The sequence below is a fragment of the Microbacterium proteolyticum genome (assembly GCF_014192415.1).
Taxonomy (GTDB): domain Bacteria; phylum Actinomycetota; class Actinomycetes; order Actinomycetales; family Microbacteriaceae; genus Microbacterium; species Microbacterium proteolyticum.
The window spans coordinates 526,614-541,242 of record NZ_JACHXY010000003.1 but is presented as its reverse complement, the minus strand read 5'-3'; the positions used below and the strand labels follow the sequence as shown (position 1 = coordinate 541,242).

Sequence of the window (14,629 nt, the reverse complement as noted above, 5' to 3'; positions counted from 1 at the left end):
CGCCTGGGAGGATGAGTGCAGGAGGGTCGATGAGCGATCACGCGACACTGGCGCCGCTGGAGCGGCACGGTGGATCGGTGCACGAGGAGATCGTGGCGCGGCTGCGCGCCCTGATCCTGGCGGGAGTGCTGAAACCCGGGGACAGGCTGGCGACCGAACGCGAGCTGGCCGAGCAACTGATCGTCTCCCGGTCGGCGGTCCGCGAGGCGCTGCTGCGACTGGAGTCGGCCGGCCTCGTCGAACGACGTCAGGGCAGCGGCACCCGCGTGAGCGCTCGGGTACCGATCTCCACCGCGCTGGCCTCGTGGCGGGACGACGATCCGACCTCGATCGCTGCGGCATCCGAGTTCCGAACCGTCGTCGAGCCGCAGATCGCCCGTCTCGCCGCGACCCGCATCGACGCCGCGGAGCTCGACGCGCTCGCCGCGGTCGTTGCGGAGTCGAGCACCGTCCTCGACGGCGAGCGGTCGGTGCAGCTCGACATCGCGTTCCACGCCGGGGTCGCCTCGGCCACGCGCAACCCGCTCCTCGCCTCGCTCAGCGAGCTGACGGTGTCGTGGACGCTCGAGGCCCGGCTCTTCTCGCACGTCGCCGCCGGCGGTCGCCGCCTCTCGCACGAGGGGCATGCCCGCATCCTCCGCGCTCTTCGGGCGGCGAACCCGGATGCCGCGGAGGCGGCCATGCGCGTGCACCTCGACGAGATCGCCGACCTCGCGCAGCACCTCCGCGACTGAGCCGCGCAGGCCCGATCCGTGGGGCGGGCGCGCCGGCTCGCCGCGCACGCGGAACGGGGGCCCGATCCGAAGATCGAGCCCCCGTCGATCAGGGTTCAGCCGCCGATCAGGCTCACCAGCAGTCGGATCGACAGAGCGACGACCGCGATCAAGCCGATGGCCCCGGCGAGGTTCTGCCACCAGCGATTGCGCAGTGAACCCATCAGCGTGCGGTTGTTGGCCATCACGATGATCAGCGCGGCCAGGATCGGCGCGAACAGCACCGTGAGTGCTTGCGCGATCACGATGAGCTCCACGGGCGAGGTGCCGGCGAAGACCAGCGTGACGCCGATACCGAACAGGAGGATGAAGGCGCTTCCCAGTCGCGCGGTGAGGGTCTCGGCGGAGGCGCCGCGGCCCACGGCATCCGAGAGCATCGTGCCGCCCGCGATGCAGTTCGGGATCATCGACGAGAAGGCAGCGCCGAAGAACCCCAACGCGAAGATCCAGGCGCCGACGGGACCCGCGACCGGTTCGAAGATGCGGGCGAGACCGCCGAACGCGCTCGGCGCGTCGGCGCCGGTCTGGCCGAGAACGGATGCCGCGACGACGATGACGAGCGCCGTCATGATGCCGGGGGCGACGATGCCGGGGATCGTGTCGACGATCGTGATGTCGCGGTACTCGTCTTCGCGGCGCTCGCGTGCCTTAGTGCCGTAGGAGGCGAAGAACGCGGCGTTGATCGAGAAGTTGGTCCCGACGAGGCCGATGATCAGCAGCCACGCTCCGCCCGGGATGACGGGGATGAGCCCCGCGCCGGCGGCTGCCCAGTCGGGGTTCGAGGCGAAGGCCGAGATGATGAAGCAGAACGCCATCAGCGCGACGATGGCGATGAGGATCTTCTCGACGACGCCGTAGATCTTCTTCAACAGCAGGATCGTGCCGACGAGCGCCGTGCAGATGACCGTCCACATCACCGGAGAGGTGCCCGGCAGCAGCATGGACAAGCCCACGCCCGAGCCGACCGCGTTGCCGACCGAGAAGCACAGGGTGATGAGGAAGACGCCGATGCCCGCGACGACGCCCGCCCAGGTTCCGAGAGAGTCCTTGATCGAGGAGATCAGCGAGACGGGTGTACGGATGCCGAGACGCACGCTCATATCGGTGAGGAAGATCATGAGGATGGTCGAGACGATGATCACCCAGATGAGGGTGTAGCCGTAGAGCGCACCGGCGTTCATCGCCGTGGTGAGGTTGCCGGGGCCGAACTGCCAGGCGCCGGCGACGAACGCGGGTCCGATGAGGGTGAGGCGCCGCCAGAACGTGCGGCGCGTGCGGTGGGAGTCGACGATGCCGCGCACCGTCTCGGTCGAGATGCGTCCGTGGCCGGTGCCGGGGGTCGCCGGGGGGCGTTGGCTGGTGCGATCGCTCATGGTCGTTCCTTCCGTCGTCGTTGACGTGATGGGTTTCATGAGGGGCGGCCGGCGCGCCGGCCGCCCCCGGGCGGCTTACGCCGGGACGACCACGCTGCCGAGGTCGGCGGAGGCGAACGCTGCGGCGATCTCGGCGTCGGCTCCGGCCGGAAGGGGCAGCAGGGGCTCGCGCACGGTGGCGTGGTCCAGGATGCCACGGTTCACCAGCCCCCACTTCAGGGCGACCGTGCCTTCCATGTGCGAACCGCGGTGGTACACCGCCTTGGTGACCGGCAGCAGGCGCTCGTGGATGGCGTGGGCCGCGGCGTAGTCACGCGCCTTGCCCGCTTCGATGAGATCGACCAGCAGCTCGGGAGCGATGTTGCCGTATCCCACGAGCAGGCCGTCGACGTCGAACATCGTCGGCAGGAGGTACTCGTCGTGGCACGACAGCACCTGCAGTTCGGGATAGGCAGCGCGCAGGGCGGGGATCTCCGTGTACCAGCGGCGCATGTTGCGCACACCGTTCTTGGTGTGGTTCACGCCCTCTTGGCCGGCGATCTCGAGCTGGGTGTCCAGGTCGTACGAGGCCTTGGTGTTGTCGGGGTACTGGAACAGGATCTCTTCGAGACCCGACTCCTCCCAGATGGCGCGGTAGCGGGTCTGCGGAGCGCCCTGCTGGAAGCCGAAGCGCAGCCACCCGTGCGACGGGTAGACCAGCGCGCCCTTGGCGCCGGCGGCGGCGGCATCCTTCGCTTCGAGGGCGGCGGTGAGGTTTCCCTCTTTGGTGATGCCCGCGATGATCGGCAGTCGGTCGTCGACGGAGTCGCGGAACGCCCGGATGACGTCGAGCTGCTCCTTCTCGATGAGGAACGTGCCCTCGCCGGCGTGGCCGAGCACGACGAGGCTCTTCACGCCGTCGATCGAGCCGAGCCATGAGCCCAGGCGCTGGATGGCGTCGTAGTCGACGTCGCCGTCGGGGGTGAACGGGGTAACGGGGGCGGGGTTCAGGCCACGGAGGTCGAGGACCATCGTCGTCTCCTTCTCTTCGTCGAGCGTTCCCCGGATGGGAACGTTTGCAGGAACGATTGCAAGTGTGCTCGGGAAGCGGAGAAGTGTCAAGAGTTGGGATGAAAACGTTCCCGGGAAGATTCTCGTCACGCGGGTAGGGTGAGCACGGAGGAGGTGCCATGGTCGACATCGCGGCCGGTGAACGCCACGTCGTCACGTTGAAGGATGTGGCGTCGGCATCCGGGGTCAGCATCTCCACCGTCAGTCGCGTGCTCGACGACCGCACCCCGCCGTCTTCCTCCGCCACGGCGAAGCGTGTGCGTGCCGTCGCTGACGAGCTCGGCTATCGGCGCAACGTGTCGGCCTCGAGCCTGCGCCGCGGCGCGACGGCGACGATCGGCGTCCTCGTGCCGCGCCTGACGGATGCCGTGATGGCGCTGATGTTCGAGGCGGTCGAGCGTGCATCGCGGCGGCGTGGCTACTTCGCTGTCGTCGCGACGTGCGGCGACGACGCCGACGAGGAGCGCCGCGCCACCGAGACGCTGCTGGACCGGGGCGTCGACGGTCTGGTGCTCGCGACCGCGCGCCTGGACGACGCCCTCCCCGTGTCGCTGCGCGAGCGGGGCATCCCGCACGTACTGGCCCTGCGAACCGACGACGTCAGTCCCTCGTCGCTCGGCGACGACGAGACGGGCGGGTACCTCGCGGTTCGGCATCTGCTCGACCTCGGACACCGCGATATCGCCATCGTGACCGGGCCGTGGTTCACCTCGAGCGGCCGTGACCGCCGCGCGGGCGCCGAGCGCGCGCTGCGCGAGGCAGGCGTGGAGCTCGACGAGCGACGGGTGCTGGCCGTCGGTTACGGGCTTGACCACGGCATCGAGGCCGCGCGCCGGCTGCTCGACGCCCCCGACCGACCCACCGCGATCTTCGCCGCCAACGACAACCTCGCCGTCGGTGTCTCCACCGTCGCGCAGTCCCTCGGGATGGAAGCCGGGCGTGACCTGTCGATCGTGGGGTACAACGACATTCCGCTCGTGGCGCGACTCCCCGTGGCACTGACGTCGGTGCGCACGCACTTCGACCGCATCGCGGAGGTCGCTCTCGACCTGCTGCTCGCCGACGGCTCCGAGGCGAGGATCGAAAGGGTCATGCCGACCCTCATTCCGCGGTCGTCCACGGCTCCGCTCGCGCGCTGACGCCCGGAAGACTCCGGACTGGGCTGCGACCCTGCGCTTCGGACGAAACCCGAAAGAGTAGCGTCGTTTCGTCCGCACGAGTGTGCCGGCGATCGAAGGAGCCCCATGATCCCCACCGACGCGTCCGCGACCGAGCGCTACCGGGCCGCGCGTGACGAACTGCTCGCCGCGCGGACCGACCCCGAGCGGGCGGCCGCGTTCGCCTGGCCGCGATTCGAGGGGCCGTTCAACTGGGCCATCGACTGGTTCGATCCGATGGCACGCGGCAACGACGCGACCGCGCTGATCGTCGTCGACGACGACGGCACTCACCACCAGCGCACCTTCGACGAACTCGCCCGCCGCTCCGACCAGGTCGCCGCGTGGCTGGCATCCCGGGGTGTGCGCCGCGGCGAGACCGTGCTGCTCATGCTGAACAACCAGGTGGAGCTCTGGGATGCGATGCTGGCGATCATGAAGCTCGGCGGGGTCATCGCCCCGACCACCACCGCGCTCGGCACCACCGACCTCGGCGACCGCATCGATCGCGCTGAGATCCGGCACGTCATCGTCGGCGCGGCGGATGCCGACAAGTTCGGCGACCTGCCCGAAGGTCTCGGCCGCATCGTCGTCGCGGGCACGCACCCGGGCTGGGCGACGTACGACGACGCCTTCCTGGTGGATGCCGAGCCGGCCCGGCATCCGGGAACCACCGCCGACGAGCGCCTCCTCCTCTACTTCACCTCGGGCACCACGTCGAAACCGAAGCTCGTCGAGCACACGCACGCCTCGTATCCCGTCGGCCACCTCAGCACGATGTACTGGCTGGGACTCGAGCCCGGCGACGTGCACCTCGCGATCAGCTCGCCCGGGTGGGCGAAGCACGCGTGGAGCCTTTTCTTCGCCCCGTGGATCGCGGGGGCGACGGTGCTGGCCCTCAACTACACGCGCTTCTCGGCCGATCGGCTGCTGGCCGAGCTCGAGGCCGACCGCGTGACGACGTTCTGCGCCCCGCCGACGGTGTGGCGCATGCTCATCCAGGCCGATCTGACCGGACGGCGCGGGGCGCTCCGCGAGGTCGTCTCGGCCGGGGAGCCGCTGAACCCCGAGGTGATCGCCTCGGTGCAGCGCGCCTGGGGTCTCGACATCCGCGACGGATACGGGCAGACCGAGATGACCGCGGTCGTGGCGAACACCCCGGGCGCGCCGGTCGTGCCGGGCTCGATGGGGCGGCCCCTGCCGGGATGCCCGGTGGTACTGATCGACCCGGTGAGCGGCGCAGCTGCCGACGAGGGCGAGATCTGCCTCGACCTCACCGACCGTCCCCTCAATCTCATGACGGGGTACGTGGGTGACGTCGAGCGCAACGCCGAGGCGTTCGCCGACGGCCTCTTCCACACCGGTGACGTGGCGCGGCGCGACGACACCGGCAGCATCACGTACATCGGTCGCACCGACGACGTCTTCAAAGCGTCGGACTACAAGATCAGCCCCTTCGAGCTCGAGAGCGTCCTCATCGAGCACCCCGCCGTCGTCGAGGCGGCGGTCGTTCCCGCACCCGATGAGCTGCGGCTCGCCGTCCCCAAGGCGTACATCGTCCTGGCCGGAGGGCACCGGGAGAGCGAAGAGGTCGCGCTCGACATCCTGCGTTTCGCGCGCGAGCGACTCGCTCCGTATCAGAGGGTGCGGCGCGTCGAGTTCTTCGAGCTGCCCAAGACGATCTCGGGCAAGATCCGCCGCGTCGAACTGCGCCAGCGCGAAGAGGCCGTCGCGCGCGGCGAGATCACGTGCGTGGAGTGGACGGATGCCGCGCTGCGGGGGTGACCAGTTGATCAGCGGCCTCGAGGGCTGAGCGGTCATCGGGGGGACCGACCGCCGGCGTCAGACCGGCTCGGTCGTGCGGATCAGGCCGCAGTTCACGCATGACCAGGCGACGAGGAAGCGTTCGTCGTCGAGGATCTCGAAGCGCAGGGGATCCCCGCACGTCGGGCAGGTGAGCGGATCGAGCGACGTGCTCATCGCGCGAACGTGAGGTGGACGACCCCGCTCTCCGCCACCTCGGAGGTGACGGTGAAGCGGGTGTCGAGTCCGGTGGTGCCGGCGCCGGAGGTGTCGCCGAAGACGCGCTCGCGGAACGTCCTGGTCGCCATATAGTCCGCGACGAGACGACCCCAGTCTTCGCCCATGGGGTTCTCGGGTGAGGGGTCGGCGGGCATCGCCACCCCGTCGAGCGAGATGTTCAGATCGACGCGGACAGCCATGGCATCGTCCCGCCGTCGCTCAGCGGTAGTTCGTGAACTGCAGGTCGACGTCGAGGTCGGCGGCCTTGAGAAGGCGCTGCACCTCCTGCAGGTCGTCGCGCGACTTGGACTGCACGCGCAGCTCGTCGCCCTGGATCTGCGACTTCACGCCCTTGGGGCCCTCGTCGCGGATGATCTTGCCGATCTTCTTCGCGTCATCCTGGGAGATCCCCTCCTTCAACGTGGAGGTGATGCGGTACTCCTTGCCGCTCTGCGTCGGCTCGCCGCTGTCGAGGCTCTTCAGCGAGATGCCGCGCTTGATCAGCTTGGTCTGGAAGACATCGAGCACGGCGTTGGCGCGCTCCTCGGAATTCGCCTTGATGACGATCGACTCGCCGCTCCACGCAATGGAGGCGTCGGTCCCCTTGAAGTCGTAGCGCTGCTCGACCTCTTTGTGGGCCTGGTTGAGCGCGTTGTCGGCTTCCTGCCGGTCGATCTTGGACACGATGTCGAACGAAGAATCAGCCATGCAGTGATTCTATTCGAGCGCCTCCGACGCGCAGCCCCGGACTGCGCGGGCTCCGCACCCTCCGTCAGAAGAGAACGGGCCAGCCGTCCATCGGGGTGCGGTCGTCGTCGCGGCGGAGTACCCCGGTCCAGGATGCCGACCGCTCGCCATTGCGACCAAGCACCCGACCGGGCTCGGTGCCGGTGAAGCCGAAACCGCACTTCTGTGCGACCCGCAGCGACCCGGTGTTGCCGACGAGGCACTCCCAGTGCAGCGTCGGGTGGCTGGTGCGCTCGAAGAATGCCTCGGCCACCGCGTCGACGGCTTCGGGCATGATGCCGCGCCCGCGGTGCTCGCCGCCGAGCCAGAACCCCAGCATCGCCATCTCCAGCCGCACACCGACGACGCCGAGCAGCGCGGCACCATCACCCTCGCGGATGGCCCACGTCCACTCTTGATCTTCGGCCCACCCGGCGGTGACGTACTGGCCGACGAAGCTCACGGCATCCGCCCGCTTGTATGGCCAGGGGGTTGTCAGGAATTGCTCGAAGATGGGGTCGGAGCAGTAGCGCGCGATGTCATCGACATCGGCGGGCGTCGGTTGATCGAGGACCAATCGCGCGGTGCGCAGGACGAAGGGCTCCATTGCCGCAGCCTACCCAGACGCTCGTAGACTCGGATGCCATGCGAGCACTCACGGAAGACGAGGTCAGGGGCGCGTTCGTCAACACCACCCCCGACGAGCTGCGGATCATCGCCCTGCCGCACGACTTCGTGCTGGCCGACTGGGACCACCTCGACTTCCTCGCTTGGCGCGACCCTCGCACCCGTGGCCGCGGCTACATCGTGACCGAGCATCAGGGCGTACCCACCGGCGTCGTGCTGCGCGCCGCCGAGGGGCAGTCCCGCGCGCGGTCAGCAATGTGCAACCTGTGCCACACGATGCAGCCGGGCGATCAGGTGTCGCTGTTCACCGCCCGCCGGGCCGGGGATGCCGGGGAGCACGGCGACACCATCGGCACGTACATCTGCGCCGACATGTCGTGCCACGAGACGGTGCGCCTGGCGGCACCTCTCGCGCCGAGCGAGATCCGCGCCAGCGTGGACCGCAAGATCGACGGCACGAAGCGCCGCACCGAGGAGTTCGTCGCGCGCGTGCTGGACACCGCCGAAGTCTCTCGGTGAGCGGATCGCCACCGTGGTTCGACGCATCCCTGCGGGGATAGTAGAGTGGTTTCTCGCGCCTCTGGTCGACTGCGAAAGCCGGGCGGGTGCGCATCTGGCGAGTTACCCAAGCGGCCAAAGGGATCTGACTGTAAATCAGACTGCATTGCATTCGGGGGTTCGAATCCCTCACTCGCCACCATGGGGTATCCCCGTATCTCGCGGAAATCATCCCCGTATCTCATTACTCCAGGCCAGGCCCAGAAATTGGGTCTGGCCTGAGTCATTCTCTCAAGGACGAACCCGTGAGCACGTCTGGAACGGGGATGCGGAGTCGGCCTCGAACGGGCGCTGCACCGCTCGCAGGAACGCTGGCTCGTGCAACTGTCCCGCGTCGCCGCTCTCAGCAGTCCCGGACACGCGAGCCGACGAGCTGCCCACACCAATCTCGGTCTGAGGCGGAGCCAGTCACGGCGCAGGACTCTCGGTGGAAGATCGCGGCCTCGCGGAGCACTCAGTCGTCACTAACGCCGCGGGCAGCGGAACCGATTGTCTCGTCGGATCCGAAGTCGAGCTGTTCTTGGCCGAACGCCTCCGGCGTGAGCTCATATCTCACTTTCGGGCTGCGGGACGGAATGTTGCCGACGATTCTGACCAAGCCGTCCTCGCGGAGCATTCGAAGTGCGCGTGCAACGCTTTGCGTCGGCGCGGCGGTCATCGCCTGAAGCTCCTGACGTGACCGGTCTTGCTCTCGGAGTGCAGTCTTGATCAAGTCGACGACATTCGGGGCGCTGGCGGGGGTGGGCAGTTCAGCTGCCTCGGTGTCATCGTCGGTGGCCAATCGGTATTCGGTCCAGCGCCGGGTGCCGAGCTGGTCGACGAGGCCGCGGACTACGAGGTCCTGCAACTCGTTGGTCGCCACCCTCGAGTCCAGACCCGTCGCGGCGCGGTAACGAGCGTTGTCGAGGGTGTCTCCTGCCCTCAACATGGCGAGCGCAATGCACTGGGAGTCTGTGAGGCCGTTCGCGCCTAGGCTTGCTATCCACCTAATCGTGGGGTTATCCAGCAGCGCGTGCTTGGGCACGACAACATGAAAGCTCGAGATTGAGTCTATGAATCTCGGGGGAGACATACCTGCGGCCCGGAGAGACGCCAGCATCGTTCGGATCCCCGAGCCGCGGTTCTCGCACACCGTTCTGTTGTCATCGGGCAGTTGGACGTCCTCTAACGCTCGTTGCAGGAACGCGTTCCTGGACGAGGACATGCCGGCTGCGTCCGAGGTGCCCGCCTCCGACAGTTTGTCCACGGAGATGGGCCCGTAGAGGCCGCCAGGATTGCGGATGGAGAGCCGGTCTGGGTACATCTCAATCTGCACCTGGGTACCGCGCGCGGCGGGGGAGAGGTCGCGGTGGACGAGTGCGTTCACTACCGCTTCCCGGAGGGCGGTTTCGGGGTAATCCCAGACGTCTGAGCGGCCGACCCCGTTCACGACCGCTCGTCGGCTCATATGCCGGCGGAGGGCGATGAGTGCGTCCCTAACCATGACTGGGATGGGGCCCTCTAGTGCGACGTTGTCTTCGAACCGGACACCAGTCTCCAGATCCTGGCCGTCCGTCGTCGGATAGACGACCAGGGTGAGCATGACCTGCGGGAAGTATTGCTGTGGGTAACGCCCAAGAGCGAGTAGGCCGGCGAGAGTCGGGCGTAGTACGTCTTCATCCCGCGCAGCTAGCCGCGATTGGATGAGGACTTGATCGTCCGTGAGACCTCGGGTGGCTGTAGGGCGTTGCGCTCGCACCCGCGAGACATATGTGCTTGTCAGGTCCGCATCGAGAGCGTCATCCACGTTGGCGTCGGAGACAACTTCGGTGTCGTAGACCGGCTGTGTGCGGTTGCCGATCAGCATCTGCACCTCGTACGTGGACAGTGGTTGATCGCCGTCGTGCACTCGCACGTACGAGCCCTTTGTCATGCCCTTCGTTTTCACGAAGCAGGGTTTCTCGACGGTGGGGAGTTCCTCGATCTCGGCGACGACGACCCACTTATCCTCGATGCGGATCTGCTCAATGTGAGGGCGCAGTGGCGGCTCCATGGCGTCAGCGCAGGTCGAAGCGAGGTCGCTGGCCACCTTCGCGGGGTTGTCGACCCCGACAACGGCGAAGCCGTCCGTCTCTGCCACGCCTAGCAGAAGCACACCGCCCTTGGTGTTCGCGAAGGCGGACAGTGTCTCCTTGACAGACTTCGATAGTTCTGTCTGGCTAGCCTTGGCCTCCACGTCCGCGTTGTCTGCGCGCTGATCGCGCAGCGTGCGGATCATGGTCTCGACTTCCGATGCTTCCACGACTCCCCCTCGCTGCCGGCCTGTGGATAACTGTGTCAGCTTTCGCGCTCTGAATAAGTTCGTGAACAAGTTGACGAATAAGTTCGTGAACAAGCTCGCCAACAAGCTGGTGAACAAGCTCGCCAACGAGCTGGTCAACAAGCTCGCCAACGAGCTGGTCAACAAGCTTCTGAGCAAATCAGCGGGCTACCGCGTCAGTACGCTCGGCCGGTTCGCTTCGCGAGCGGCTGGAAGCCGAGGCCGAGCGTACTGACTCGAGCGGTGTGTGCAAGCAGGCACGCCGCCGCCTCGTCGTGCTCTCAGCGTGGGGCAGTCCCCCCGATGCCAGAGCTACGCCGCGCGAACACTACAGCCGTCACTTGACACGCAGGCGGTGCGCCGTGCAGCTAGACGCGCGCCGCGGGTGAGCGAGTTCAGAGACCTAACGATGCGCACGAGCAGACCGTCGTGCACCCCGGGAAGTCGGGAGAAGTTGTTCGGGTGGGCGCTGTCGTCCGGAGATCTTCGAGAAGCGTCCGCGCGTCCAGGATCTCGCCGACGCGTGCATCCGCTGCGGCAGGCGCTGGGCCAGCTGTTCCCCTGGGTGCGCCGGTTCGACTGCGGTGCCCCGCCGATGCTGCCGCAGCAAGGTTCGCTTGCACGTACCGGTCGATCTCCGTCGTCCAGTACGGCGTCGTCGGTGTTGCGCCCGCCAACGTCGGTAGATGCGACGGGATCGGGATGCGCCCAAGGATTTCTCCGACTCGAAACAGGATCGAGCGACGTCGCCCCTTTGTTGAGGTGCGGGAGGTTGGCATTGCGGCCACTGCTGCCCCGATCACGTCACGGCGGAACAGCACGGACGGATCGGGGTCGAAACCGGCGACATACACACACCAGTCCACGTGGTGCGCGACAGCATTGACTAAGGCTGCGTCTGTATAGGACGACAGCTGCGGGCGGACCTTTCGCACGACATCGAGGACGATGTCGCGGGCGCGAACCCAATCGTGTTCCGTTAGGTCCGGAATGTATTGCTCGAGCGCATCGGCCACGGCATTGTCCTCTCCCCATCGGGGGCGGTAATGCGCGGTGCCGAGGTGTTCCGATTGATGGAAACGGAAATATTGCTGCGAGTTCGCAGGCATGGTCCGCGGGTGCGCGCCGTGCTCGGGAATCGGGGTTCAGCGCTTCGGAACGTCACCGTCGAGGTGCCGCTTATCTACCGGCTTCCCGGGGTTCCCACGCCGTCAACCATTGCCGTGGACGGAATCGAGACCGCGGCTGGCGTGAGCCCGCCAACGGCTCACCTCCAGGCGATGGACTCTGGGGAGGCAATCACGGTCGTTCTCACCTTCGACAGAGAAGAAGAAGCTCATCGCGCACACATTCAGGTGAGAGGGGACGCGTTGCTGAACTCCCTCAACGAGTGGGTCGCGCTTCCCGCCTCACCACGGTGAGTCGTACGACCGTCAGGGTGTCGGTCGCGCGAAGGCGATGATCCTCCCGTCTACGGGAGTTGTTGGGCGTCGTCTCTCAGGCCGCGAGAGTGGCCCAGATCAAGCCGGCCGTGCAGATCACAAGCCCGATGGTCGCTCCCACAAGAGCCCAGGACGCGGAGTGCAACCGTTTCGACATCGAGCGGTCGACTATCGCTCTTTGCTCGACAATCCATACCTCCAGCACGTTTGCAGCGCCCCACGATACGCTCGGCCCTCCAATACGTCGCAGCACCGCCTGGATCCGTCGCACGTCTTCCTCGCTCTGCTCAACAACGACCGGGTCGTCTTTCCCTCTCATACGAGCAATCTGTCACCACCCCACACCGGGGGTGTGCAGGCGCGCTGCAACGCCGCGGTGCCGCCCCGCGCGCGGGCCTGCTGGCTGCCTCTGATGCCCGTGCCTGGGGCGTGAACCGCGGCACGCGGGGGAGGACTTGCCGTCGGGTGGCGCGATGCGCTGCGCGTGCATAAGGCTGCACGGACCCTCCGTGCAGCTCAGGAGAGCCGCAGCCATTCGTCGAAGCTTGTCGTCGACCACGCAATCTGGCGCGCGGCACGCACTTGGCGGACGTGCCGAACTGCGCGCACCGGGCGGACTTGGCGAACCGGGGTGACCGGTCGAACGTGGCAAACAGGCTTCACCGGCCCGCCTGATGCACCTTCTATCCAGCCGACGACAGCTCCGCGGTTATCGCGGAAAAGACCGTCGTTGAAGTAGCCCACGTGTTGCCCGCGACGGCCATGGACAACGTCGTCGTACAGCCATCCAATGACTGCACCGCGAAGGTCGCGTAAATACTCGCCGTCCTCTAACCAACCGACGACGTCGCCGCGGGGGCCGTCGATGGGTGTCATCGGTCGACAGTACCGTGACGGCGAGGGCGTGAAACCCCAGAGACTGGCTTGGGGCCTACAAGCCCCAAAGAAACCCAATCGGGCGGGTGACCCTCACGGCACTACTCGATGTGGAGGCCTTGAACGACCGCACTGCTGACGTGTTCGAGGAGAAATTTCGGGTAGCGGGTCAGGAGGCGTCTTTGAAAGCCGCGATGACCAAGTTCGGGACGCGGCCACGGTCGCTTACCGTGTGGCCGTTGGCGCGGGCCCAGGTACGCACAGCGGAGAGGTCAACGCCGCTTGATGCGGACGCTCGACGTGAGCTTGCCGTCGGCGATGACGCAGTGCGGCGAGCCGCATCAATGATCCTCCGCCCCCTCAACCTCCTCCACGAACGGTTCCACCTGCTCCTCGCGTCCGTGGCATGGAGAGCGCAATCAAGGCGGGCGCCATTCTTCGATCCGGGTACGGTCTCGACCGCATCCCCGCCCGAACGACTCGCTGCTTCCAGTTGCGGTGGCCCTGAATCGGTCCGCACGGTGAATGCACAGTGACCGCTAGCTCCGGACGAGTGCTCCCACAGCCCGCGCAAGCAATTCAAGTGCCGACTTTCACTGGCTTCCAGGTGTCTGTGACCGCGCAGACCCTCACCAGCACCCTCACCTTGCACGAGCTCAAAGACGTGCTCGCCTCCCGTCCGCCGGTCGTTGACGGCAGGCGCGCGGGTTGGCGGGGAAGCGCCAATGAGGCCTCGAACCTGAACATCCAGAATGGGGTCCCGCCCGTTCACGCGCCCACCATCCTCGCCGCGGATGACTTCTACCCGCAGCGACTGGCCGCGCGCTACTACTACTGGGAGCAGCGGAAACTCAACGACGGTGTCGCTCGGGGATGGTTCCTCGACGCGGTGGGCGTACTCATCAGTGAGATCGACGGCGGCCACCTCGTTTTGTGGTCCTCACACGACGCGACCCTGATTGGCACACAAAAGGGCAGCGCGTCGGCATCCCTCGAACACCTGGCCACTGGGGAGGATGCTCCCCGCGCGCAACTCAGCGACGACTCGCCTTTGGAAATAGAGGAGGAGGACGTCTACCTCTGGCTGACGAGCAAAGCCGACCGGCGCGAAGCGCTCACCGGCGGCGTGTTCGTGAACGCCGTGGAGGCGCTGACGACCGGCGAGAACACCGGCGGCCGCTCGCGCACCTCCCGCCGCAGTGGAACTCTCGCCGGCTCCGTGGATCTCTCCCGTATTCCCTTCCTGACCGCCGTCGCAACAGAATCCACACTCGGGCCAGCGGCGATCAGCCTTGCGATTCCCAACGACGACGACACCTTCGACCAGGTCGCCGCGCGCGTCTGGCGCAACTCTCAGTACCGGATCCTGACAGGAAGCAGCCACTTCCGAGGACGGATCCTCGAAGCAGACGCGAAACGTCTCGAGGTTGTCCAGGCGCTCGCCTACCGCTACATCCCGCTCATCATCAGCGACCGCAACAGCGACGACGGTTGGTCAGGTACCCAACGTGACCGGCTCGTGCTCGAAAAGCAGGTCGAACTGGCCCGCGTCTTCCGTGCCCTCGCCCTGAACAACCCACTGTGGGACGCCTACGTCGAGGATCATGGCGGGGACGTCTTCGCAGAAGTGTCGGCCGCCGAACTGCAAGCGACGCCACCAGTGGATTGAGGCCTGCGGCGACTACCGCTCGGGCCGTGAAGTGTAGATCCGGCCCGGTCGTTCGCG

Annotated in this window: 16 protein-coding genes and 1 tRNA gene; 7 read left to right on the top strand and 10 right to left on the bottom strand. The window is 66.9% G+C overall.

Annotated features, from left to right (window positions below):
• The first annotated feature begins 29 nt into the window (after positions 1 to 29).
• A complete protein-coding gene (locus tag FHS07_RS14660) occupies positions 30 to 734 on the top strand; it encodes a FadR/GntR family transcriptional regulator (protein WP_055955798.1) in 705 nt (234 codons plus the stop codon).
• A gap of 95 nt (positions 735 to 829) precedes the next feature.
• Here FHS07_RS14660 and FHS07_RS14655 read toward each other — a convergent pair whose 3' ends face one another.
• Complete coding sequence (locus tag FHS07_RS14655; protein WP_183420624.1) at positions 830 to 2,146, bottom strand: Nramp family divalent metal transporter; 1,317 nt, start codon at positions 2,144 to 2,146, stop codon at positions 830 to 832.
• 75 nt (positions 2,147 to 2,221) lie between these two features.
• Entirely contained in the window at positions 2,222 to 3,157 is a 936-nt protein-coding gene (locus FHS07_RS14650) for a dihydrodipicolinate synthase family protein (RefSeq protein WP_183420623.1), read from the bottom strand.
• 158 nt (positions 3,158 to 3,315) lie between these two features.
• Between FHS07_RS14650 and FHS07_RS14645 the strand changes: the two genes are divergently transcribed.
• Positions 3,316 to 4,335 (top strand): LacI family DNA-binding transcriptional regulator, encoded by a 1,020-nt coding sequence (locus FHS07_RS14645; RefSeq protein ID WP_183420622.1) that lies wholly within the window; start codon positions 3,316 to 3,318, stop codon positions 4,333 to 4,335.
• Positions 4,336 to 4,440: 105 nt separating this feature from the next.
• Positions 4,441 to 6,138, top strand: coding sequence for an AMP-binding protein (locus FHS07_RS14640; protein WP_183420621.1), 1,698 nt, complete (start codon positions 4,441 to 4,443; stop codon positions 6,136 to 6,138).
• 57 nt (positions 6,139 to 6,195) lie between these two features.
• Here FHS07_RS14640 and FHS07_RS14635 read toward each other — a convergent pair whose 3' ends face one another.
• The 4 genes from FHS07_RS14635 to FHS07_RS14620 form a co-directional block, all read right to left on the bottom strand.
• Positions 6,196 to 6,333 (bottom strand): hypothetical protein, encoded by a 138-nt coding sequence (locus tag FHS07_RS14635; RefSeq protein ID WP_183420620.1) that lies wholly within the window; start codon positions 6,331 to 6,333, stop codon positions 6,196 to 6,198.
• Positions 6,330 to 6,575: a hypothetical protein gene (locus FHS07_RS14630; protein WP_246383605.1), complete on the bottom strand. Its 246-nt coding sequence runs from the start codon at positions 6,573 to 6,575 to the stop codon at positions 6,330 to 6,332. The genes FHS07_RS14635 and FHS07_RS14630 overlap by 4 nt, the downstream gene beginning before the upstream one ends.
• Before the next feature lie 19 nt (positions 6,576 to 6,594).
• Positions 6,595 to 7,083 carry a YajQ family cyclic di-GMP-binding protein gene (locus tag FHS07_RS14625; protein ID WP_055955863.1) on the bottom strand — a complete coding sequence of 163 codons (489 nt, stop codon included), beginning with the start codon at positions 7,081 to 7,083 and terminating at the stop codon, positions 6,595 to 6,597.
• A gap of 64 nt (positions 7,084 to 7,147) precedes the next feature.
• Positions 7,148 to 7,708 carry a GNAT family N-acetyltransferase gene (locus tag FHS07_RS14620; RefSeq protein ID WP_183420619.1) on the bottom strand — a complete coding sequence of 187 codons (561 nt, stop codon included), beginning with the start codon at positions 7,706 to 7,708 and terminating at the stop codon, positions 7,148 to 7,150.
• 38 nt (positions 7,709 to 7,746) lie between these two features.
• Between FHS07_RS14620 and FHS07_RS14615 the strand changes: the two genes are divergently transcribed.
• Together FHS07_RS14615 and FHS07_RS14610 are read left to right on the top strand one after the other, a co-directional pair.
• Positions 7,747 to 8,247: an FBP domain-containing protein gene (locus tag FHS07_RS14615; protein ID WP_183420618.1), complete on the top strand. Its 501-nt coding sequence runs from the start codon at positions 7,747 to 7,749 to the stop codon at positions 8,245 to 8,247.
• Positions 8,248 to 8,343: 96 nt separating this feature from the next.
• A tRNA-Tyr gene (locus FHS07_RS14610) sits at positions 8,344 to 8,428 on the top strand.
• A 312-nt stretch (positions 8,429 to 8,740) separates the two neighbouring features.
• Here the strand turns inward: FHS07_RS14610 and FHS07_RS14605 are convergent.
• Positions 8,741 to 10,543 carry an ATP-binding protein gene (locus FHS07_RS14605; RefSeq protein WP_183420617.1) on the bottom strand — a complete coding sequence of 601 codons (1,803 nt, stop codon included), beginning with the start codon at positions 10,541 to 10,543 and terminating at the stop codon, positions 8,741 to 8,743.
• Positions 10,544 to 10,628: 85 nt separating this feature from the next.
• On the opposite strand from FHS07_RS14605, the gene FHS07_RS14600 reads away from it, so the two are divergent.
• On the top strand, positions 10,629 to 10,820 hold the full coding sequence (locus tag FHS07_RS14600) for a hypothetical protein (protein WP_183420616.1): 192 nt from the start codon (positions 10,629 to 10,631) through the stop codon (positions 10,818 to 10,820).
• 160 nt (positions 10,821 to 10,980) lie between these two features.
• On the opposite strand, the gene FHS07_RS14595 is transcribed toward FHS07_RS14600, so the two are convergent.
• The 3 genes from FHS07_RS14595 to FHS07_RS16920 form a co-directional block, all read right to left on the bottom strand.
• Complete coding sequence (locus FHS07_RS14595) at positions 10,981 to 11,694, bottom strand: hypothetical protein (RefSeq protein WP_183420615.1); 714 nt, start codon at positions 11,692 to 11,694, stop codon at positions 10,981 to 10,983.
• Positions 11,695 to 12,543: 849 nt separating this feature from the next.
• Positions 12,544 to 12,903 (bottom strand): 4-fold beta flower protein, encoded by a 360-nt coding sequence (locus FHS07_RS14590; protein WP_183420614.1) that lies wholly within the window; start codon positions 12,901 to 12,903, stop codon positions 12,544 to 12,546.
• A gap of 169 nt (positions 12,904 to 13,072) precedes the next feature.
• Positions 13,073 to 13,423 (bottom strand): Lsr2 family DNA-binding protein, encoded by a 351-nt coding sequence (locus tag FHS07_RS16920; protein WP_183420613.1) that lies wholly within the window; start codon positions 13,421 to 13,423, stop codon positions 13,073 to 13,075.
• Between the two features lie 93 nt (positions 13,424 to 13,516).
• Here FHS07_RS16920 and FHS07_RS14580 point away from each other — a divergent pair, with 93 nt between their 5' ends.
• Positions 13,517 to 14,572: a hypothetical protein gene (locus tag FHS07_RS14580; RefSeq protein ID WP_183420612.1), complete on the top strand. Its 1,056-nt coding sequence runs from the start codon at positions 13,517 to 13,519 to the stop codon at positions 14,570 to 14,572.
• Positions 14,573 to 14,629 lie beyond the last annotated feature (57 nt).